Genomic DNA, 22058 nt, shown 5'->3' on the forward strand with positions numbered 1-22058 from the left:
TGCGGATGCAAATGTACCTTTTCATCCGAAATAACGCAACTATTTTCCGTTTTTTTTAATTAGGAACTGATTTTATGAACATTACTCTGGATACTCAACCCGTAGATGGTAGATATTGGTCAGTTTTTGCTTCAATACTTTCTTGACCATCTCTATTTCCTTTAGGGTGATATTGGCATTTAAAAATTGGTTGGCCTGCATCTGTCCCTTCACTATTTTCTCCACAAATTCATCAATTACCAAAAAAGTTGGGTTCTTCAAACTCTTGGAGGCTGCCTCAACGGCATCTGACATCATTAAAATGGCGGTTTCTTTTGAAAATGGAATTGGACCCGGATACCTAAAGTCGTTTTCATCTACTTCCGCCTCCATCTCCTGCTGTTTCTTATAGAAATAGTATACCAATGTGGTGCCATGATGGGTTCTGATAAAATCTATGATTCTATCGGGTAGATTGTTCCTTCTTGCAATTTCAATTCCCTGGATCACATGATCAATTATAATTTTGGCGCTCTCGCGAGGTGGCAGGTCATCATGTGGGTTAACATTGGTCACCTGATTCTCTGTAAAGAACGTTGGCTTCTCCATCTTGCCAACATCATGATAAAGGGCTCCAACCCTAACCAGCATGGCATTGGCCCCTATCTCATTGGCTGCTGCTTCGGCCAAGTTGGCCACCTGTAAAGAATGGTGAAAAGTTCCTGGGGCCTTGTCTGAAAGTTCTTTTAACAGTTTAGAATTAGTGTCTGAAAGCTCTAATAGGGAAACATCGGATATTAGCCCAAACAATTTTTCAAACATATAGATAAGAGGCTGTGCAAAAAGTGTCAATAGTCCATTTAATACAAATACCCCAAACAATATCCATTCTATGTTCTCAAGGTTTCCTTCGTGAATGGCATGGAATGCAAAATAACCTATGATATAAATCAAGGTAATCTGCCCAACGGATATGAACAAATTAGCCCGTTTATACAGTTCAGATGCCGTTAAAATGGTAACTATACCTGCTATGGTCTGCAAAAAAATATACTCGAAGCTATTGGGCACCACAAAACCAAGAATCAATACGGTGAGTACATGTACAAAGAGTCCCAACCTCGCATCAAAAAAATTCTTGAGTACCAAAGGAAGAATACACAATGGTACTCCATACACATAACTTTCATTGTTCTTTACCATTAACGTAGTGGCAAGGACCATGAGCAATATGTTGAAAAAGATGAAAGTTACTTTATTGTTGTTCTTAAAAATTTCATTTCTGTACCGCTTTAAAAACAGGAACAACATAATAAGCACCAAGGCCACCAATATAGTGTAACCCAAAATGATATAATAATAGTTATTCCCTCTCCATAATTCGGACTCATATTCCTCTTTTAAGGAATTAAGTATCTTAAAATTCTCAGCTTCAACAACCTCTCCCTTAGCTATGATCAATCTGCCTTGGGACACTTCCCCCCTAGTATATGAAATTCTTGACAGCTCTTGTTCCAAAGCACTTTCCGTAAGCGCTTCATCATAAAAAAGGTTGATTCTCAAGTTGGTTTGTATTACACTTTCCAGCCCAATCCTGTTTTCAATAGCGCTATTTGATAGTTCTGCGGAGACACGCCTTTTTGCACTTTCCAAATCAAGAAAATCACTGGGAGCTACCGGAACGGCTTCATTGTTTCTTACCACTATAATGGAGTTGGAACCAGGATGTTTTTCAAATACCCCGAGCGAGTATATGTTGTCAATGACATCCATACCTATTTTCAGGGCATCACGCTGTTGCCTTGCTGTGAAAGTATTGGTGGCAAACCATCGCTCCAACCCTTTTTGTACATCATTCTTTACGGTTGTAACAATAGACCCATCAAAAGTATAATAATCAGTTTTGCTATTGCGGATGGAAAGTTGTTCTTGGGCAATCTCTTCTTGGCTTTTCTTTATGGAGAAATCAATGGGTGCATATAAATTCTCATACTGCCAAGGCTTGCCTTTTTGAAACTCGTACTTAAACTTGCCTCCTTTTGGGAAAAAGAAGACAATCAACGCTACAGATATCAGATATAGAAAATACTTGTAGGCAAGTGATTGATGTTTATATACATTGTCCAAAGCTTTTCCCATTCCGAATACTGTTATCATCAAAAATAGAAAATATAAATTAAGGAAAACGACACCAAGTCGACTTAAACCTTTGGATTTAATTTTAGTATTTTCGTAACCTAATAATGCACATATGAACAAAGTTGTAATCGTTTCAGCAGCAAGGACGCCTATAGGAAGTTTTATGGGAGCCTTGTCCACTATACCAGCACCCAAATTAGGCGCCGTAGCCATTAAAGGCGCTTTGGATAAGATTGGCTTGGCCCCGGAAAAGGTCGAAGAAGTTTTGATGGGTAATGTAGTACAAGCAGGAACAGGACAAGCTCCGGCAAGACAAGCAGCCCTTTATGCAGGTATTCCGAACACGGTTCCTTGCACCACTGTAAATAAAGTGTGCTCTTCAGGAATGAAAGCTATTATGCAAGGAGCCCAATCCATTGCTTTGGGAGAAAATTCCATTGTTGTGGCCGGTGGTATGGAGAACATGAGCCTTATTCCCCATTATGCTTACATGAGAAATGGACTGAAATTTGGCCCAGCTACCATGGTTGATGGCATGCAAAAAGATGGCCTTGTGGATGCTTACGACCAAAATGCCATGGGCGTTTGTGCAGATGCCTGCGCTGCTAAATATGATTTTAGCAGGGAAGACCAAGATGCCTTTGCCGTACAATCCTATCAAAGGTCGGCTGAAGCTTGGAAAGCAGGCAAATTCAAGAATGAAGTAGTTCCCGTGGAAGTGCCCCAACGCAGAGGTGAACCTGTCATTGTAGATCAGGATGAAGAATATACAAACGTAAAGATTGATAAAATACCCGCATTACGACCAGCTTTTACCAAAGATGGTACTGTGACTGCCGCAAATGCATCCACCATTAATGATGGTGCCGCTGCCGTGGTACTTATGAGTGAAGAGAAAGCCAAAGAATTAGGGTTACAACCGTTGGCATATATCAAAAGTTATGCAGATGCCGCCCAAGAACCTGAATGGTTCACCACGGCTCCTGCAAAAGCACTGCCAAAAGCACTGGACCGTGCCGGGATTACCATGGATGATATTGACTTTTTTGAGCTCAATGAAGCCTTCTCAGTGGTCGGTCTGGCAAACATGAAAATCTTGGGGCTAAACGATTCCAACGTTAATGTGAATGGCGGTGCGGTTTCATTGGGCCATCCTTTAGGATGTTCTGGAGCTAGAATTACCATTACGCTCCTCAATGTCCTTGAACAGAATAATGCAAAATTAGGTGCAGCTGCCATTTGTAACGGTGGTGGAGGTGCTTCTGCCATAGTTTTGGAAAGAATTTAGACATCCTATATCATCAATAAATGCAATATGGAATTTGCCCACTGAGCATCGTTGCCATCCGGACACTTCCCGAAGATCATTCCGAAATGATTTCCCAAGTATTGTACGGGGAACATTTTAAAGTTTTGGAATATCGAAAAAAATGGAGCAGGATCAGAGTGGCCCATGATAAATGTGAGGGATGGATTTCCAACAATCAATATAAATTGATTTCTGAGGAGGTATATGTTGAAATGGACCAAAGAATCAGTCAAATGATTTCTTCTGACATTGTCTCCCACGTCTGCACTGAAGATGGCATGCTACTCCCCATTGTATTAGGTTCCACGGTATCATCAACAGCACTCTTAAACCATACCTTTGAGGGGAGTTTTATTGAAGGGAAAAACCAAAAAAGCGAATTGATAGACACTGCCTTTCTCTACCTAAAAGCTCCTTATCAATGTGGCGGTAAAACGCCTTTTGGTATAGATAGTTCTGGTTTTACCCAAATGGTTTACAAAATTAATGGTGTGGCATTGAGTAGGGATGCTGAAGGTCAATCCAAACAAGGTGAAGCCCTGAGCTTTATTGAAGAGAGCGAACCTGGCGACCTTGCCTTTTTTGACAATAATGAAGGGGTTATTGATCATGTTGGAATTATTTTAAAGGACAACTATATTATCCATTCCAATGGCCATGTCCGAATTGATCGTTTGGACCACACAGGAATTTTCAATACCGAAGAAAAACTATACACCCATAAACTTCGGGTCATTAAAAAAATTATCTAACAAAAAAAAGGGACCAAATTGGTCCCTTTCTATTTTTATCAAGAGCTGTATTACTCGCCCAAGAGCTTTTTAATTCTCATAAAGTTATCGGTATCTCCCAAGGCTCCGTAAATATTCTTCAACTGGGAAAGAATACTTTGGTTATCGGGATTGGTTTTTACCGCATTTTCCAAAACTGTGGCACCTTCCAAGAACAAGCTGTCTTTTTTATCTTTAAGTTGATCGTACTTGGTAATATCCGCTTTTGAGCTTCCAAGTGCGTTCATTTCATCAATAAGTCCATTACCTTCATTCACATAGGTGGTAGAAAGGTTCAAAAGGGCATTGATGTATCCTGGATCAATGGCCAAGGTTTTTTTGTAAGCATCCCTTGCTTCTTCCAAGTTGCCTTGTTCCATATTGATTACCCCAATGTTGTACAACAAATCTGGGTTGTCAGGTTCCATTTCTGAAGCTTTGGCCATCAATTCCTTGAACTTATCCTTATCTCCCATGGAGTAATAAAGGTTGGCCTCTCCCAATACCAAGTTCACATCGTCTGGGTTTTCAGACCTAGCATCAGAATAAGCAGCAAGTGCTTTTTCATTATCTCCCAATTGCTGATAGATTAGAGCAATATTCTTTACGATCTCCGGTTTTTTGGAAGGACTTCTTTCCTCGTTTGGATCTTTGTGGGTACCTGCCTTTACATACAGGTCACGGGTACTCTTGTCCATGGTTTCTACCTCACCGGACTCAACATTCACTGCGGTGTAAGTAACTCCACTACCATCATAATCCAACTCTTTCAATTCGTTATAATAGGTCAATGCGTTCTCATAATCTTGACCATTTACTGCACTACTTGCGGCATAGTAAAGGTAGATGGTATCAGTTGGGCTGAGTTTATAGCCTAGGTATAATTTTTCGGCAGCTTCAGTAAACTTTTGGTTATTATTATCCTCTACAGCAGCATTTACCAAATCTCCAGTAATCTGTGCCAATTTCTGTCTTGCTACGGTAGCGTATTTTTCTTTACCACTGGCTTCTTCAACTGAAATTACCTTATTATAAGCATCAATGGCAGGTTGAAATGCAGTGGCATCCCCTTTTTGGGCCAAATCGGAATACACATTTCCTTTTAAGGCATAATACTGGGCCTGAAGTTTTTCATCGGCAGCATCAATTGTGGATGCAGCTCCCTCCAAAGCAGTCTTGGCACCTGCTGTATCTCCGCCTTTCAAAGCTTTTTCAGCTGCCTTGATCTCATCCTTTTGAGAGAATCCCATCACTGAAACCCCCATGGCAATTAGTATCAAAAATTTAGTCTTCATGTCAAAAATGTAATTATTTAGTGTTTATGATTATTTATTTTCTTCATTGTCAGTATCAATAGCCGTGCCATCTTACCCCTTGACCTCAATATCCATGATATCGGTATCATCCAAAGGATCATCTTCTTTCATCACTTTGGCCACTGCCGCTATGGAATCGGAATCCTTGAGATTTATAAGTCGGACACCTTGTGTGGCCCTTCCCATAACTCTTAGATCTTCAACACTCATTCTGATGGCAATTCCCGATTTGTTAATGATCATAAGGTCATCTGTATCCGTAACATTCTTAATGGCCACAAGACCACCGGTCTTCTCTGTGATGGAAATGGTCTTGACCCCTTTTCCTCCTCTATTGGTTACCCTATAGTCTTCTATGGAAGATCGTTTTCCATAGCCATTTTCAGAAACGACCAAAATGTCATCTTCAAAATTGTGTACTGATACCATTCCAATTACCTCATCATTGTCATCAGCAAGGGTAATACCACGTACCCCAGATGCATTTCTACCCATGGGGCGGGTCTTTCCTTCCTCAAATCGGATAGCTTTTCCAGACCTTAAACCTAGGAATATCTGACTCGTTCCTGTAGTGAGTTTGGCTTCCAACAGCTCATCTCCATCACGAACGGTAATAGCATTGATTCCATTTTGACGCGGTCTTGAATATTGCTCCAAAGATGTTTTCTTGACCACACCTTTCTTGGTAGCCATAATTACATAGTGGCTGTTCACATAATCCTCATCCTTAAGATCTTGGGTACAGATAAAGGCCTTTACCTTATCCTCAGTTTCAATGTTGATAAGGTTCTGTATAGCCCTTCCCTTAGAGGTTCTGCTTCCTTCAGGGATTTCATAGACACGCATCCAGAAACATTTTCCGTTTTGGGTAAAGAACAGCATATATTGGTGGTTGGTACCTACAAACAAGTGTTCCAAGAAGTCTTCATTCCTAGTGGATGAAGCCTTTTGTCCAACACCTCCCCTATTTTGGGTCTTGTATTCGGTTAGCGGTGTTCTTTTGATATAACCAGCATGAGAAATGGTAATGACCACTTGCTCATCGGGAATCATATCCTCTATACTTAGGTCACCTCCCGCAAAATTGATTTCCGATCTTCTCTCATCGCCATATTTTTCCTTAACCTCAAGCAGTTCATCTTTGATGATCTGCATTCTACGTTCTTTCTTGGCAAGAATATCCTTCAAATCCTCAATGGTCTTCAACAGCTCGGCATGCTCATCTCGCAGTTTGTCCTGCTCCAAACCAGTAAGTTGACGTAAGCGCATCTCTACAATGGCCTTGGCTTGCACTTCGCTGAGCTTGAAACGCTCCATTAAACTGTTTCGGGCCTCATCCACATTGGCAGAGCCACGGATAATGGCAATTACCTCATCAATATTATCGGAAGCTATGATAAGACCTTCCAAGATATGGGCACGGTCTTCGGCCTTTTTCAGCTCATAGGTAGTCCGGCGTACCACCACTTCATGTCTGTGCTCCACAAAATGATGGATGATTTCCTTAAGGTTCAACAACTGTGGTCTTCCTTTTACCAAGGCAATGTTGTTGACACTAAAGGAAGATTGAAGTGCTGTATACTTGTACAGCATATTCAATACAATATTGGGAATGGCATCTCGCTTAAGGATATAAACGATACGCATCCCTTTTCTATCGGACTCATCCCTAATGGATGCTATACCCTCTATTTTCTTATCGTTAACCAAGTCGGCAGTCTTCTTGATCATATCTGCCTTGTTTACCTGGTAAGGGATTTCGGTGACAATAATGCATTCCCTTCCCTGAACTTCCTCAAAGTGGGCCTTGGCCCGCATTACTACACGACCTCTTCCTGTATGGAATGCTTCTTTGACACCATCATACCCATAAATGATTCCTCCTGTTGGAAAATCCGGGGCTTTAATGTGTGTTATAAGTTCATCGATTTCAATATCGCTGTTATCAATGTAAGCCACGGTCCCATCCACCACTTCGGAAAGGTTATGTGGAGGCATATTGGTAGCCATACCTACCGCAATACCTGAAGCTCCGTTTACCAATAGGTTTGGAACCCGGGTTGGCAATACGGTTGGTTCTTGCAGCGAATCATCAAAATTGAGTTGGTGATCTACCGTGTCCTTATCTATATCCGCCAACATTTCGTCAGCGATCTTTCGCATTCTGGCCTCGGTATATCGCATGGCCGCCGGACTATCTCCATCAACGGAACCAAAGTTACCTTGACCATCGATCAACATATACCTAAGACTCCATTCTTGGGCCATACGCACCATGGTATCGTAAACCGAAGTATCACCATGGGGGTGATACTTACCCAATACCTCTCCTACAATACGGGCCGATTTTTTATGTGAACTGGTAGATCTGACCCCCAATTCGTGCATTCCAAAAAGCACTCTTCTGTGAACTGGTTTGAGTCCATCACGAACATCTGGCAGGGCACGTGACACAATGACCGACATTGAATAATCAATGTAGGCAGATTTCATCTCATCCTCTATATTGATAGGAATTAACTTTTCTCCTTCCGCCATGCTAAAATCTTATAGTTTTTTGTGGTTAAAATATCATGGCAATATACGGAAAATAGGCCCTTTATAAACAATAGGGGCTTACTTTATTAAAAAAATTATCAACAGTTCAATCTGTGTTCCGCTGTAGTGATAAACCTTTGTTAAACTGTTAAAAAATGGCCATTATTTCGACAATTACCTATAGTTTATCGATAATGGGTACGGTATTTGACCACGGTAACGATACTTTTATTAATTTTAATTGCGAAAAAGAAAGGTATGGACGATAATTTTTCCCCCAGAGTAAAGGACGTAATAGCATACAGTAAAGAAGAGGCCCTGCGATTGGGCCATGATTTTATTGGTACGGAACACCTTATGCTTGGTCTTTTGCGAGATGGGAACGGCAAGGCCATTAGTATTTTGGATGCTCTTGATGTGGACCTAGATCATCTTCGCAGGAAAGTGGAAATTCTGAGTCCCGCAAATCCAAACACCGGGACAATGCAAAAGGACAAGAAAAATCTGCACCTGACCAGACAGGCAGAACGTGCATTGAAAACCACATTTTTGGAAGCTAAACTTTTCCAGAGCTCATCCATTAATACCGCACACCTACTGTTGTGCATTCTTAGAAATGAAAATGATCCAACTACGAAGCTCCTCCACAAATTAAAGGTGGACTATGATAACGTGAAAGAACAATTTAAGTCCATGATCACCAGCGATGATGACTACATAGATTCCCCACAGTCGGAATCCTTCCCAAGTGATCCCGATGATGTTGGGGATTCCAAGGAAAGTACTTTTGGTTCAAGCTCTGCGCAAAAGGGAACCAAAAAATCCAAAACTCCCGTTCTTGATAACTTTGGGCGAGACCTTACCCGTTTGGCCGAAGAGAACAAGTTGGATCCTGTGGTAGGTCGCGAAAAAGAAATAGAACGTGTTTCACAAATATTAAGTAGGAGAAAGAAAAACAATCCCTTACTCATTGGTGAACCCGGTGTTGGTAAGAGCGCCATTGCCGAAGGTCTGGCCCTGCGCATCATCAACAAAAAGGTTTCCAGAATTCTTTACAATAAAAGAGTGGTTACCCTGGACTTGGCCTCTTTGGTTGCGGGAACAAAATATCGCGGACAGTTTGAAGAACGCATGAAGGCGGTGATGAACGAATTGGAAAAGAATGATGACATTATTCTCTTCATTGATGAAATCCACACCATTGTAGGTGCCGGTGGCGCCACAGGAAGTTTGGACGCCTCCAACATGTTTAAGCCAGCTTTGGCACGAGGAGAAATCCAATGTATCGGTGCCACTACCTTGGATGAGTACAGACAGTATATTGAAAAGGATGGTGCCTTGGAGCGTCGTTTCCAGAAGGTAATGGTAGAGCCCACAAGTGTTGAGGAGACCATTGAAATCCTTATGAACATCAAGGGCAAGTACGAGGATCACCACAACGTTAACTACACCGATGAGGCCATTTTGGCATGTGTAAAGTTGACTAATAGATATATGACAGACCGTTTCTTGCCAGATAAGGCCATTGATGCCTTGGATGAAGCTGGTTCCCGAGTACACATTGTTAACATGGACGTTCCTAAACAGATTTTGGAATTGGAAAGTCAACTGGAAGACGTTCGTGAGTTGAAGAACAGTGTCGTTAAAAAACAAAAATACGAAGAGGCCGCAAAACTTCGGGATGACGAGAAACGTCTCGAAAAAGAATTGGCCTCAGCACAAGAACGTTGGGAAGAAGAAAGCAAATTACACAGAGAAACTGTCAGTGAGGACAATGTGGCCGATGTGGTTTCCATGATGAGTGGTATTCCGGTAAACCGAATAGCACAGACCGAAAGCAACAAATTGGCCAAACTGCCAGACCTCATCAAAGGTTTTGTCATTGGACAAGATGAGGCCGTGGCCAAAGTGGCCAAGGCTATCCAACGTAACCGTGCCGGTCTGAAAGACCCCAACAAACCTATAGGTTCATTTATTTTCTTGGGCCAAACAGGAGTTGGAAAAACCCAATTGGCCAAAATTTTGGCCAAAGAACTCTTTGATTCCGAAGATGCCCTTATCCGGATAGATATGAGCGAATACATGGAAAAATTCGCCATTTCCCGATTGGTAGGAGCGCCTCCCGGATATGTAGGTTATGAAGAAGGTGGACAATTGACCGAAAAGGTCAGACGTAAACCCTACTCTGTTATCCTTTTGGATGAGGTTGAAAAAGCCCATCCAGATGTATTCAACATGCTTTTGCAAGTATTGGATGATGGATTCTTGACAGACAGCCTTGGCAGAAAAATCGATTTTAGGAATACCATCATCATCATGACCTCCAACATTGGTGCACGCCAATTGAAGGATTTTGGACAAGGTGTGGGGTTTGGTACCGCCGCCAAGAAAGCGCAAGAGGACAGCCATCAGAAAAGCGTTATAGAAAATGCCCTGAAAAAAGCTTTTGCACCTGAATTCCTTAACCGTATAGATGATGTAATTGTCTTTAATCCATTGGAAAAAGAGGACATCCACAAAATCATTGATATAGAATTGGACAAGCTGTACAAAAGAATCAAGGACATCGGTTATGATCTTAGCCTTTCTGACAAGGCCAAGGACTATATAGCAGATAAAGGTTTTGATAAACAGTATGGCGCAAGACCTTTGAAAAGAGCAATTCAAAAGTATATTGAGGATACTCTTGCCGAAGAAATTGTAAATTCCAAACTGGAGGAAGGTGACAGTATCTTTATGGATTTAGATGAAAAGAAAGAAGAACTTACCATCAAAATAAAGAAAACGGAAAAGTCACCGGAAACCGAAAAATAAAATGAAAGGTACAAGCCTAAAAAAGCTGACAGATGTCAGCTTTTTTTATACCCCGACTTTACCATACAAACGATATTTGCGCCTTTAATCTAATATTTTTCCCCTCCGTTGCCTTTCAATCTATTTTCGCCATGAGACACTATAACTTTTTGGGGAATGAAATTTACTTCTACGAAGAAGACCATCGTGGTACGAGAGTATCAATTGGACATTGGATCTATACAGGTCTTTGACAATTATATGGTCGCTAACTTTGATGAAGGCGCTACGGTCACACTGGAAAGGGCCTATCAAATTATCGGAATATCGGAAATACATTTTAGGGACAGGGATTTTGGATACATCAGCCTGCGTAAAAATTCCTATGCGGTAGACCCTACCATCTACAACTACTTGCGAGGGTTGGAAAATCTAAAAGCATTTGCCATTGTTTCCAAAAAGGAGATAGACATGCACAACTTTAAGATTGAGAAGTTATTCTACAAAAAACCTATGGAATTCTTTATTGAGTTTGAAAACGCCTTGGCATGGGTAAAAAAACGCATCAAGCCCAAAAAATAAATTAAAACGCCTATTCTTTATTCCCTTTCTGCATTTTCCGTTTCTGGAGGGCTCAACAACTGTTTATAGGCCTCACCTAGATTTCCAACAATATCAGAAGCTTTCAAAGCCTCATAACCTTTTTGGGATGCAGAAATGTCTCCTGCCAGTCCATGTAGATATACGCCAAAAACAGCCGCATGCAAAGGCTCGTATCCTTGTGCCAACAAACCTGTGAGCACTCCTGCAAGCACATCTCCACTTCCTGCCGTGGCCATTCCCGGATTGCCAGTAGTGTTCACATATCCCTTGTCTTTGTAAACTGTTATCGTGTGCGCACCTTTGATTACCAGAACAATATCGTGCTTGGTTGAAAAAGCCTTTGCCTTTTCCAATTTCTCGAAATCGTCCTTCCATGCACCAATTAATCGCTCCAGTTCTTTGGGATGTGGGGTTAAAATAGATAATGCCGGCACATCTTTTAACAATTTCGGCTGCAATGCCAGAATGTTGAGCCCATCGGCGTCCACCACCATTGGCTCCTTAAAGTACTTCACTAGATTCTTGAACGCCGTTATAGTTTTTTCATTCGTTCCAATGCCCACTCCGACCCCTACCGTTTCGGGAACAAATGGTATATTGACTTCTGTAATGAAATCGTGTTCTTTATCAGTTAACACCATCACTTCTGGCAAAGCCGTTTGTAGGGAATGATACCCGCATTGGGGCACAAATACAGTCACCAAACCGGCCCCTGAGGTTAAACAGGCATTACTTGCCAATTGTACTGCCCCTATTTTACCGTGGCTTCCCCCTACCATCAAAGCATGCCCGTAGGTGCCTTTATGCGAAAACTTTAGCCGTGGTTTGTATAAAGGCAATAGTTCGGGTTTTCCAATTAATTCATATGCTACTTCTTCGCCATTCAAGAATTCGGGATCCAATCCAATATCCAAAATTTCCCACTGGTTTACATATACCCCAGTGCCCGGTAGAAAAAAAGTCAATTTGGGCACTTGAAAACTAAGCACGTAACTCGCCGCTATCACACAATCCGGGTTCCAAGGCGCTCTATTTGTGGGTAATCCCGAAGGAATATCAACAGACAACACAAAAGCTTGGGATGCATTAATATGTGCAATCAATTGGCCTACCCAATCGTCTGGGGAGCGATTGAGACCAATGCCAAAAATAGCGTCCACAACAATGTCGTTGGGTGAAATTTCGGGAAATCCACTCTCCTCATTGATAAAGTCTGGCCAAATCTTTCTGTCCTTCAACCGTTCCAAGTTCAAGAGAAAATCTTTGGACCGCTTTTCACTATAATTTACCACATGCACCTTTATGGAATAATCATGCTCCTGAAGGTGTCTGGCCAGCGCTATTCCATCGCCACCATTATTTCCGATTCCACAGAACAATTGAATATTGATACTCGTCCCACGCAAACGGGAGTGTATCCATTCAAAAAGTTTGGTTGCCGCCTGCTCCATAAGAACATCACTGGTAATCTGTTGTTTCTCTATTGTGAATTTATCAGCTTGATATATTTGTTGGGCGGAAAAAATTTTCATTCAACACAAAAATTTGATTATTTGTACGGATTTCGCAAAAACGACCAGAATCATTTGACGAAGTTTCCAAAAGTACTACTTTTATCACCTCATTAATTACCAATGCAAGTTAAACAAACGGATAGTAATCTTTTATTGATGAAAACTACTTCATCTATCTTCACCGTGATTACCACCACCCCTTTGGGGTAAGTCTGCTATATATCATCCGTCCGTTTATACAATTCATTTTTTCAATATTTCATATTCATATTTCATCATGAAAGTCTTAAAATTTGGTGGCACTTCAGTAGCCAATCCAGAAAATATACGCAAGGTAAAAGTCATAGTACAAAACCTTGGAAATCAAAAATCTGCCGTTGTAGTATCCGCATTTGGAGGAGTAACAGATTTATTGCTCAATACCTCAAAGTTGGCATCGGAACAAAGCCAAGATTACAAAAAAACACTACAGGAAATAGAAAACAGGCACATTGGTGCTATCAAAGAACTTATTCCCGTACAAAACCAAAGTGCTGTTCTGAGCAAGGTAAAAAGTGATTTGAACGTCTTGGAAACCTTATTGGAGGGTTCCTTCCTGATTGGGGAACTCACCCCAAAACTTTCGGATAAGATTGTAAGCTATGGCGAACTGCTTTCGGCCTACATCATCAGCGAATTTTTTAAGTCCGAAGGTTTGGACGCCATTTTTAAAGACAGCAGGGAACTTATCATTACCGATGATAATTATGGAAAGGCCAATGTAGACTTTAAAAAAACCAATACCCACTGCAATACTTTTTTTAAGTCCAATCAACATGATGTTGTTTTATTGCCAGGTTTTGTAGCTTCAAGTGATTCCGGAGATTCCACCACTTTGGGGAGAGGTGGTTCCGACTATACCGCCGCTATCATCGCCGCGGCCCAAGATGTAGATATCTTGGAGATTTGGACCGATGTAAGTGGTATGTACACGGCCAACCCAAAATTGGTAAAACAGGCAAAATGCGTTTCAAACATAAGCTATGAGGAAGCCATGGAACTTTCCCATTTTGGCGCAAAAGTGTTGTATCCCCCTACTATTCAACCAGTTTTGGGCAAGGAAATTCCCATTGCCATAAAGAACACATTTGACCCTGAAAACCCAGGGACATTGATTGCAAAAAACAACAATGGTAATGGTAAAACCGTTCGTGGTATCAGCCATGTTGACGATATCTGCTTGCTTTCCTTGGAAGGCCCCGGTATGATCGGCATTCCCGGAATATCCAAACGCTTTTTTGAAACCCTATCGCTCAAGAATATTAGCGTGGTGCTCATTACCCAAGCCTCTTCGGAACACTCCATTTGTGTAGGAATATCGGATAACGATGCCCAAAAAGCGGAAAAAGCGGTCAATGAAGCTTTTGAATATGAAATGGCCACCAAAAAAATAAAGCCCGTTATCGTAGAAAAAGACCTTACAATTGTAGCTCTGGTGGGCGACAATATGAAAAGTCATCAAGGACTGAGCGGGAAAATGTTCAGCACCCTTGGTAAGAACAACGTAAATATCAGGGCCATTGCACAAGGAGCATCAGAACGAAACATTTCTGCGGTAATCCGAAAAGAAGATGTTAAAAAGGCACTAAACTCACTTCATGAGACCTTTTTTGAGGAAAACATCAAACAGCTCAACCTGTTTGTAATGGGAGTAGGTAATGTAGGTTCTAAATTTCTGGAACAGATACGTCAACAGAAAAAATATTTGAAAGATGAACTTAAACTCAATGTTAGGGTCATTGGCATCAGCAACTCCAGAAACATGGTCTTTAATGAGAACGGAATTGCCCTGAATGACTGGGATACCCTCTTGTCCCAAGGCGAAAAAGCGGACAAGCAGGCATTTTTTGACCGCGTAAAATTGCTGAATTTCCGCAATAGTGTTTTTGTGGACAATACGGCCAGCGAAGAAGTATCAAAAAGTTACCCAGATTATTTACGGAATAGTATTTCCGTGGTTACCTGCAATAAAATTGCGTGTTCTTCGGATTATGCTTATTACAAGGAATTAAAACAACTGGCCAAAAAGTACAACGCTCCCTTTCTGTTTGAAACCAATGTTGGGGCCGGACTTCCCATCATCGACACCCTAAAACATTTAATTGCATCGGGCGATAAAGTGAAGAAAATCCAAGCGGTACTTTCGGGCAGTCTTAATTTTGTGTTCAACACCTTCAATGACGCTGTTACTTTCCACGATGTGGTAAAAGAGGCCCAGGAACAGGGGTACACCGAGCCAGACCCCACCATAGATCTAAGCGGTATAGATGTTATGCGAAAGATTTTGATTCTGGCCAGGGAAAGTGGACATGAATTAAATATTGAGGACATTGAAAACGAAGCCTTTTTACCCAAAGAAAGTTTGGAGACCAACTCCAATGAAGCCTTTTTTGAATCCTTGAAGAAATATGAAGCTGACTTTCAAAAAATGTATAAGGAGGCCACAGGTGCAAACAGCAAACTCAAATATATAGCCCAATTTGAGGAGGGCAAGGCCAAAGTTGGACTTCAAAAGATACCAAAAGGACACGATTTTTATAATTTGGAGGGGAGCGACAACATTGTATTGTTCTTCACGGAGCGATACCCCAACCAACCCTTGATCATAAAGGGAGCCGGAGCGGGAGCAGATGTTACTGCTTCAGGTATCTTTGCGGATATCATTAGAATTGGAAACTATTGATCATGGAAGAAATCAAAGTTTTTTGCCCGGCCACTATTGCCAATGTTTCGTGCGGATTTGACGTCCTCGGTCTAGCCTTGGATTCCGTGGGAGATAAAATGGTGGTTCGTAAAACTGAAGAAAAGGGCATCAGGATCACCAAAATCAAAGGACAAGATTTGCCCTTGGAAACCAATAAAAATGTTTCTGGTGTAGCAGGTCTTGCCCTCTTGGAAAAGAGTGGTTACAATGGTGGTTTTGAGATTGAAATAGACAAGCGCATAAAGCCCGGTAGCGGTATTGGCAGCAGTGCTGCCAGTTCCGCAGGGGCGGTTTGGGCCATGAACGAATTGTTGGGAAAGCCCTTTTCCAAACTCGAACTGGTACAATTTGCCATGCAAGGCGAAAAATTGGCCAGTGATGTAGCCCATGCTGATAATGTGGCGCCCGCTATTTATGGTGGCTTCACCTTGGTTCGCAGCTATGAGCCTTTGGATATTGTTGCCATTCCCACTCCAGACGAACTTTTCGCCACGGTGATCCATCCACAAATAGAAATAAAGACATCGGATTCCAGGAAAATCTTAAAAACAACCCTTTCCCTTGAAAAAGGCATAAAGCAATGGGGAAACCTAGGCGGACTTATTGCTGGCCTCTTCCAAAGCGATTATGATTTGATCGGACGCTCCCTTCAGGATCATATTGTAGAGCCTATTCGCTCCATATTGATTCCAGCCTTTGACGACATCAAAACCAACGCCATGGCCGCTGGGGCATTGGGTGGTGGAATTTCCGGTTCCGGCCCATCCATCTTTGCGTTGAGCAAGGGAGAAAAAATAGCTCAAAATGTCGCTAAATCCATGGAAGCGACCTATAAGACCATTGGGGTTCCTTTTGACATCCATATATCGAAAGTGAACGTCCAAGGCGTTAAAAAATTAGCATAGAACATGAAGTTTTACAGTTTAAACGATTTAAACATACAAGCCACTTTTAAGGAAGCCGTGATAGCGGGTATTGCTCCAGACAAGGGTTTATATTTTCCAGAACGGATAACACCGTTATCCCCCGATTTTTTTGACAACATCGAGTCGCTTTCAAACCATGAGATTGCCTTTAAGGCCATTCAGCAGTTTGTAAGTGATGATATTCCGGATGCGGTTTTGAAAGAAATCATTGCCAATACCTTGGATTTTGATTTTCCTGTGGTGGATATCGAAGAAAATGTAGCTACGCTTGAGCTGTTCCACGGTCCAACCATGGCTTTTAAGGATGTAGGTGCCCGGTTTATGGCCAACTGCTTGGGGTATTTTTCCCAAGGCGAAACCACAGAAGTTACCGTGTTGGTGGCCACTTCCGGAGATACCGGTGGTGCTGTGGCCAATGGCTTTTTGGGGGTTGATGGTGTAAATGTGGTGATTTTGTACCCCAGCGGCAAAGTGAGCGACATTCAAGAAAAGCAATTGACCACCTTGGGGCAGAATATTGTGGCCATGGAGGTCAATGGCACGTTTGACGATTGCCAACGTATGGTGAAAGCTGCTTTTTTGGATTCGGAGATTACGGACCATAAAAAGTTGACATCGGCGAACAGCATCAATGTAGCCCGTTGGCTGCCTCAGCTGTTCTACTTTTTGTTTGCCTACAAGCAAGCCAAATCCAAGGGAAAGGAAATCGTTTTTTCGGTACCTTCCGGAAACTTTGGAAATATCTGTGCCGGAATGGTCGCCCAAAAATTGGGTATGCCCGTAAAGCACTTTGTTGCCGCTACCAATGTGAACAAAGTGGTGCCCAATTTCATGCAGAAAGGAGTTTATGAGCCTATGCCTTCCATAGCTACTATTTCCAATGCCATGGATGTGGGCGATCCCAGCAATTTTGTCCGTATCAGACATTTGTACCAAGACGATTTATCCTCACTTCAAGGAAGTCTTTCCTCCTTTTCCTTTACCGATAAAGAGACCAGAACAGCCATGGAAAAGATACATTCCCAAACAGGATATGTAATGGATCCACATGGTGCTGTTGGATACCTTGGGTTGAAGGAATATCAAAAAAATCACCCAAATACCTATGGTATTTTCTTGGAAACAGCACATCCTGTAAAGTTTTTGGACGTTGTTGAAGAGACCTTGGGAATCACTCCTGAAATTCCGGCGCAAATTCAAAAGGTATTGGGTAAAACAAAAAAATCAAACAAGATTACCAATTATGAAGAGCTAAAATCTTATCTACTGGAGGATTAGAAGGTTTTGGTTTTCAATTAACAAAGGTTTGTTCAAAACAATGATCAAGATCGAAGTTGGTCTAGCCTGAAATCAATAAATTTATCCCATAAATTAATTGAAATGAAAACTACAGCATTGTACGATACCCATGTTGCCTTAGGCGCAAAAATGGTTCCCTTTGCAGGATATAATATGCCCGTTTCCTATGAGGGGGTGAACATTGAACATGAAACCGTCAGAAAGAGTGTCGGCGTATTTGATGTTTCCCACATGGGTGAGTTTTTAGTTGAAGGCCCCAAAGCTTTGGAACTCATTCAAAAAGTATCTTCCAACGATGCATCCAAGTTAAGCATTGGTAAAGCCCAATATAGCTGCATGCCCAACGAAACAGGAGGTATAGTGGATGATCTTATCATCTATCAAATAAAAGAGGAAACTTATCTTTTGGTGGTCAATGCTTCCAACATCCAGAAAGATTGGGACCATATCTCAAAATATAATGCGTCCATAGGTGCCGATATGCGAAATTTATCTGATGATTATTCGCTTTTGGCCATTCAAGGCCCAAAGGCAGTGGAGGCTATGCAATCGCTATCCTCCGTAGACCTCTCTGCCATTAAATTTTACAATTTTGTGGTGGGTGATTTTGCAGGGGTGGAACACGTCATCATTTCGGCAACAGGATATACTGGTTCTGGTGGGTTTGAAATTTACTGTAAGAATTCCGAAGTCAAACAAGTATGGGACAACGTATTTAAAGCTGGTGCCGATTATGGTATCAAACCCATTGGTTTGGCGGCCCGCGACACCCTTAGATTGGAAATGGGTTATTGCCTTTACGGAAACGATATTGATGACACTACTTCGCCTTTGGAAGCTGGATTGGGCTGGATCACCAAGTTCACCAAAGATTTTGTAAATAGTGATGCCTTGTCCAAAGAAAAAGAGGTAGGCCCCAAACGGAAACTCATCGCTTTTCAGATGGAGGAAAGAGGGATTCCCAGAACGGGTTATCCCATTTTGGATACTGAAGGCAATCAAATAGGAAAAGTGACCTCGGGAACCATGTCGCCATCACTTTCAAAAGGAATTGGTTTGGGCTATGTTCCTGTAGAGCACGCCAAGATAGACCAGTCCATTTCTATTCAAATCCGAATTAACAAAGTGCCGGCAACCGTAGTGAAACTGCCATTTTATAAACCTTCATCGTAGCGTTTGGACAAAAAAAAGATATTGATACTGGGAGCAAGCGGTTTTGTGGGCAATGCCATATACAAAGAGCTCTGCTCCTATTTTGATACCTATGGCACCTATTGTTCCAACACTTCTTTTGCTTCGAACAAGCAATTTTTGAGATATGATTTGCAGGAGGACGACATTTTTCAGGTACTTGAAAATGTACGACCCGATGTCATCATTTCAGCTTTAAGGGGAAGTTTTGGCGCCCAAATCCAAGCGCATCAACATTTGATGGAGTACTTGATGAAGTACAAGACCAAACTGTATTTTATCTCATCAGCCAATGTTTTTGACGCTTACAGCAAGTTTCCTTCCTATGAGTATGACAAGACTCTATCTGAAAGTGTCTATGGTCGTCTCAAGATCAAAATTGAGAATATGATGATGCGACTTCCGAAGGAAAAAACCGCAATTTTGAGGATTCCCATGGTCTTTGGCAATACTTCCCCCCGGGTCAGGGAAATAAAAACGAGCTTGGAGAATAACGAGGCCATTGAAGTGTTTCCCAATCTTATCATCAATGTAACCAACGATGACCGTTTGACCCAACAAATCCATTACCTGATCAACAGGAACAAAACCGGGATCTTTCATTTGGGCAGTACCGATCTTATTCATCATGAAGATTTCATCAAGGATATTATAAAGCGCATGGGCAACTATCACCCGTTGATAAAGCGGGTTTACACCACTAATGAGGATCGTTATCTTGCAGCACTTCCCAAAGACCATATGTTACCCAAAAACCTAATGATCACAAGTCAAGAAATTATTGACCACCACATTCCTGTGGATTAAGAGGTTCTTTCTCTTTCTTTGGTTTCTTTCAGACTAAAATGGTAAACGAAAGAAAATATGCTTATTTTTAAGTGCGATAGCCATCTAACATCAACCTTAAAAACCAACCGTGAATAAGTATCGTTTTTTTTTGATCATAGCTTTGACAAGTCTTGTAACTGCCATGGGGCAAAATTCAAAATCCAAAGAAAGCATAAGCCATCCACCTTGTAACGAGTTTGCGATTCCAAGGTATATTGCCCAAAAAATTAAAAGCCCAATTACACTTGATGGTAAACCAGATGAAGAAATCTGGCAAAAAGCAAAAAAATCAAGAAATTTTGTAGACTTGATTTACGACACTGAGACCATACACGAAACCAAGGCGGCAGTAGTTTGGGATGATGAATACCTATATGTGGCCTATTGGGTAACCGAACCGGATGTTACGGCCACATTGACCGAACGTGATTCTCCGATATACAAAAATAATGATGTTGAACTGTTCGTTGCCGGTAAGGATGCGTATTACGAGTTTGAAATAAATTCATTCGGCACTATTTACGAAGTATTTTTTGTTTGGGAAGATGCTTACCTGTCCCAGGGATATGACAAAGTACCTAATCTTGGTCCCAACGCAGAGAAAAAAAGGGATTTTCGGGGAGTTGGCTACAGACACCCCCGAGGGAATCGTTATGGGTTTTGGAACTGGGACCTTGAAGGGTTAAAAACCGCCGTCCATGTAGACGGAACCATAAATAAGTCTGATGATAGGGACCGGGGCTGGACTGTTGAACTTGCGCTTCCTTGGAGCAGTTTGGATATCCTGACCCGAAATAGCGATAAAACCACCCCCCCAAAAAACGGTGATGAATGGCGGATGGATTTCTCCCGTTTCAATCAATATAAAGAAGCAGAGCCCGCCAAAGATTCAGGCGGATGGGCATGGAGCAGCCACCGTGTTTGGGATTCGCATGTTCCAGAATGTTTTACCTTTATTCAATTTTCAGATACCTATGTCGAAGCGCCTTGAAAAAATAGAAATTGAAGAACGTCTTGCACAGATGCAAGGATGGACATTTGAGGATGGCTCAATCACAAAATCGTTCAAATTCAAGGATTTTAAGGATGCTTTTGCCACCATGACCCGCATTGCCTTTGAGTGTGAAAAGATGAACCATCACCCTGATTGGGAAAATGTGTACAACACCCTCAACATTACATTGAACACCCATGATGTTGGAGGAGTGACCGAGAAGGATTTTAAATTGGCCCAAGTTATCGAGACTATTATTGCCTCTTGATTACGGAACTGCATTCTACCACTTGACAGGGCTTCTTTTTTTGCTAAATTTGCCCCCATCCATAAGCAAACTTTTATATGGGAAGAGCATTTGAATTTAGAAAGACACGTAAACTGAAGCGTTGGGCGGCCATGTCCAAGGCGTTTACCCGAATTGGAAAGGACATTGTAATGGCGGTAAAGGAGGGTGGCCCAGACCCTGACGCCAATTCAAAGCTACGTGCGGTAATTCAGAATGCCAAGGCAGTGAACATGCCCAAGGACAATATTGAACGAGCCATTAAAAGGGCTTCGGACAAAAGTCTTGGAGACTATAAAGAGGTTTTGTTTGAAGGATATGCTCCCCATGGTATTGCCATATTGATTGAGACCGCCACGGACAACAATACCCGAACTGTGGCCAACATCCGAAGCTATTTCAACAAATGTAATGGTAGCTTGGGAACTTCTGGCTCTGTGGAATTCATGTTTGACCATACGTGTAACTTTACCATAAATGGTGAAGGATTGGATCCAGAGGAACTGGAACTGGAGCTGATAGATTTTGGTGCCGAAGAGGTTTTTGTGGATGAGGACGGCATCCATATCTATGCGCCCTTTGAAAACTTTGGGGCCATCCAAAAGGAACTGGAGTCCCGGGAGATTGAAATTATTTCTTCAGGTTTTGACCGTATTCCACAGGTAACCAAGGAGCTTTCTGAGGAAGAAGCAGCCGATGTGGAAAAACTACTGGAAAAAATTGAGGAGGACGATGACGTGCAGAACGTCTTCCATAGTATGAAAGAATAGTTTATACCCTCAGACAGCATTTTTTCAAATCCCTTGGTCCAAATTGGCTAAGGCCAGCAT

At 41.8% G+C, this 22058-nt stretch carries 16 protein-coding genes; 12 read left to right on the forward strand and 4 right to left on the reverse strand.

All coding sequences use genetic code 11. From position 1 onward, the window contains the following. Window positions 1-81: 81 nt before the first annotated feature. Complete coding sequence (locus ACP14V_RS10895; protein ID WP_272610655.1) at window positions 82-2118, reverse strand: HD family phosphohydrolase; 2037 nt, start codon at window positions 2116-2118, stop codon at window positions 82-84. Window positions 2119-2230: 112 nt separating this feature from the next. Here ACP14V_RS10895 and ACP14V_RS10900 point away from each other — a divergent pair, with 112 nt between their 5' ends. Further along, complete coding sequence (locus tag ACP14V_RS10900; protein WP_272610563.1) at window positions 2231-3406, forward strand: acetyl-CoA C-acyltransferase; 1176 nt, start codon at window positions 2231-2233, stop codon at window positions 3404-3406. Between the two features lie 20 nt (window positions 3407-3426). Beyond that, entirely contained in the window at window positions 3427-4179 is a 753-nt protein-coding gene (locus tag ACP14V_RS10905; protein ID WP_272610564.1) for a C40 family peptidase, read from the forward strand. A 50-nt stretch (window positions 4180-4229) separates the two neighbouring features. On the opposite strand, the gene ACP14V_RS10910 is transcribed toward ACP14V_RS10905, so the two are convergent. Next, complete coding sequence (locus ACP14V_RS10910) at window positions 4230-5492, reverse strand: tetratricopeptide repeat protein (RefSeq protein ID WP_136566756.1); 1263 nt, start codon at window positions 5490-5492, stop codon at window positions 4230-4232. A 72-nt stretch (window positions 5493-5564) separates the two neighbouring features. Continuing rightward, complete coding sequence (gene gyrA / locus ACP14V_RS10915; RefSeq protein WP_272610565.1) at window positions 5565-8051, reverse strand: DNA gyrase subunit A; 2487 nt, start codon at window positions 8049-8051, stop codon at window positions 5565-5567. Window positions 8052-8309: 258 nt separating this feature from the next. Here gyrA and ACP14V_RS10920 point away from each other — a divergent pair, with 258 nt between their 5' ends. Both ACP14V_RS10920 and ACP14V_RS10925 read left to right on the forward strand, forming a co-directional pair. Continuing rightward, on the forward strand, window positions 8310-10865 hold the full coding sequence (locus ACP14V_RS10920; protein ID WP_272610566.1) for an ATP-dependent Clp protease ATP-binding subunit: 2556 nt from the start codon (window positions 8310-8312) through the stop codon (window positions 10863-10865). Between the two features lie 156 nt (window positions 10866-11021). Continuing rightward, entirely contained in the window at window positions 11022-11426 is a 405-nt protein-coding gene (locus tag ACP14V_RS10925) for an STAS/SEC14 domain-containing protein (protein WP_136566759.1), read from the forward strand. Window positions 11427-11443: 17 nt separating this feature from the next. On the opposite strand, the gene ACP14V_RS10930 is transcribed toward ACP14V_RS10925, so the two are convergent. Further along, window positions 11444-12979: an NAD(P)H-hydrate dehydratase gene (locus tag ACP14V_RS10930; protein WP_272610567.1), complete on the reverse strand. Its 1536-nt coding sequence runs from the start codon at window positions 12977-12979 to the stop codon at window positions 11444-11446. A gap of 259 nt (window positions 12980-13238) precedes the next feature. Between ACP14V_RS10930 and thrA the strand changes: the two genes are divergently transcribed. From thrA to ACP14V_RS10970, 8 genes are all read left to right on the forward strand, one after another. Beyond that, the gene (gene thrA, locus ACP14V_RS10935) at window positions 13239-15683 is read left to right on the forward strand and encodes a bifunctional aspartate kinase/homoserine dehydrogenase I (RefSeq protein ID WP_272610568.1); all 2445 of its coding nucleotides are present in this window, start codon (window positions 13239-13241) and stop codon (window positions 15681-15683) included. A gap of 2 nt (window positions 15684-15685) precedes the next feature. Beyond that, on the forward strand, window positions 15686-16609 hold the full coding sequence (locus ACP14V_RS10940; protein ID WP_272610569.1) for a homoserine kinase: 924 nt from the start codon (window positions 15686-15688) through the stop codon (window positions 16607-16609). Between the two features lie 3 nt (window positions 16610-16612). Then, the gene (gene thrC, locus ACP14V_RS10945) at window positions 16613-17908 is read left to right on the forward strand and encodes a threonine synthase (protein ID WP_272610570.1); all 1296 of its coding nucleotides are present in this window, start codon (window positions 16613-16615) and stop codon (window positions 17906-17908) included. A 102-nt stretch (window positions 17909-18010) separates the two neighbouring features. Beyond that, window positions 18011-19102: a glycine cleavage system aminomethyltransferase GcvT gene (gene gcvT / locus ACP14V_RS10950; RefSeq protein ID WP_272610571.1), complete on the forward strand. Its 1092-nt coding sequence runs from the start codon at window positions 18011-18013 to the stop codon at window positions 19100-19102. 3 nt (window positions 19103-19105) lie between these two features. Continuing rightward, window positions 19106-19927, forward strand: a complete 822-nt coding sequence (locus ACP14V_RS10955) for a sugar nucleotide-binding protein (RefSeq protein ID WP_272610572.1) — start codon at window positions 19106-19108, stop codon at window positions 19925-19927. Window positions 19928-20090: 163 nt separating this feature from the next. Then, complete coding sequence (locus ACP14V_RS10960) at window positions 20091-20939, forward strand: carbohydrate-binding family 9-like protein (protein ID WP_272610573.1); 849 nt, start codon at window positions 20091-20093, stop codon at window positions 20937-20939. Then, complete coding sequence (locus ACP14V_RS10965; protein WP_272610574.1) at window positions 20923-21210, forward strand: 4a-hydroxytetrahydrobiopterin dehydratase; 288 nt, start codon at window positions 20923-20925, stop codon at window positions 21208-21210. Before ACP14V_RS10960 ends, ACP14V_RS10965 begins: the two co-directional genes overlap by 17 nt. A 77-nt stretch (window positions 21211-21287) precedes the next feature. After that, window positions 21288-21998 carry a YebC/PmpR family DNA-binding transcriptional regulator gene (locus ACP14V_RS10970; RefSeq protein ID WP_136566768.1) on the forward strand — a complete coding sequence of 237 codons (711 nt, stop codon included), beginning with the start codon at window positions 21288-21290 and terminating at the stop codon, window positions 21996-21998. Window positions 21999-22058 lie beyond the last annotated feature (60 nt).

Origin of the sequence: Flagellimonas alvinocaridis, assembly GCF_965248585.1 — a bacterium.
GTDB classification, from domain to species: Bacteria; Bacteroidota; Bacteroidia; order Flavobacteriales; family Flavobacteriaceae; genus Flagellimonas; species Flagellimonas alvinocaridis.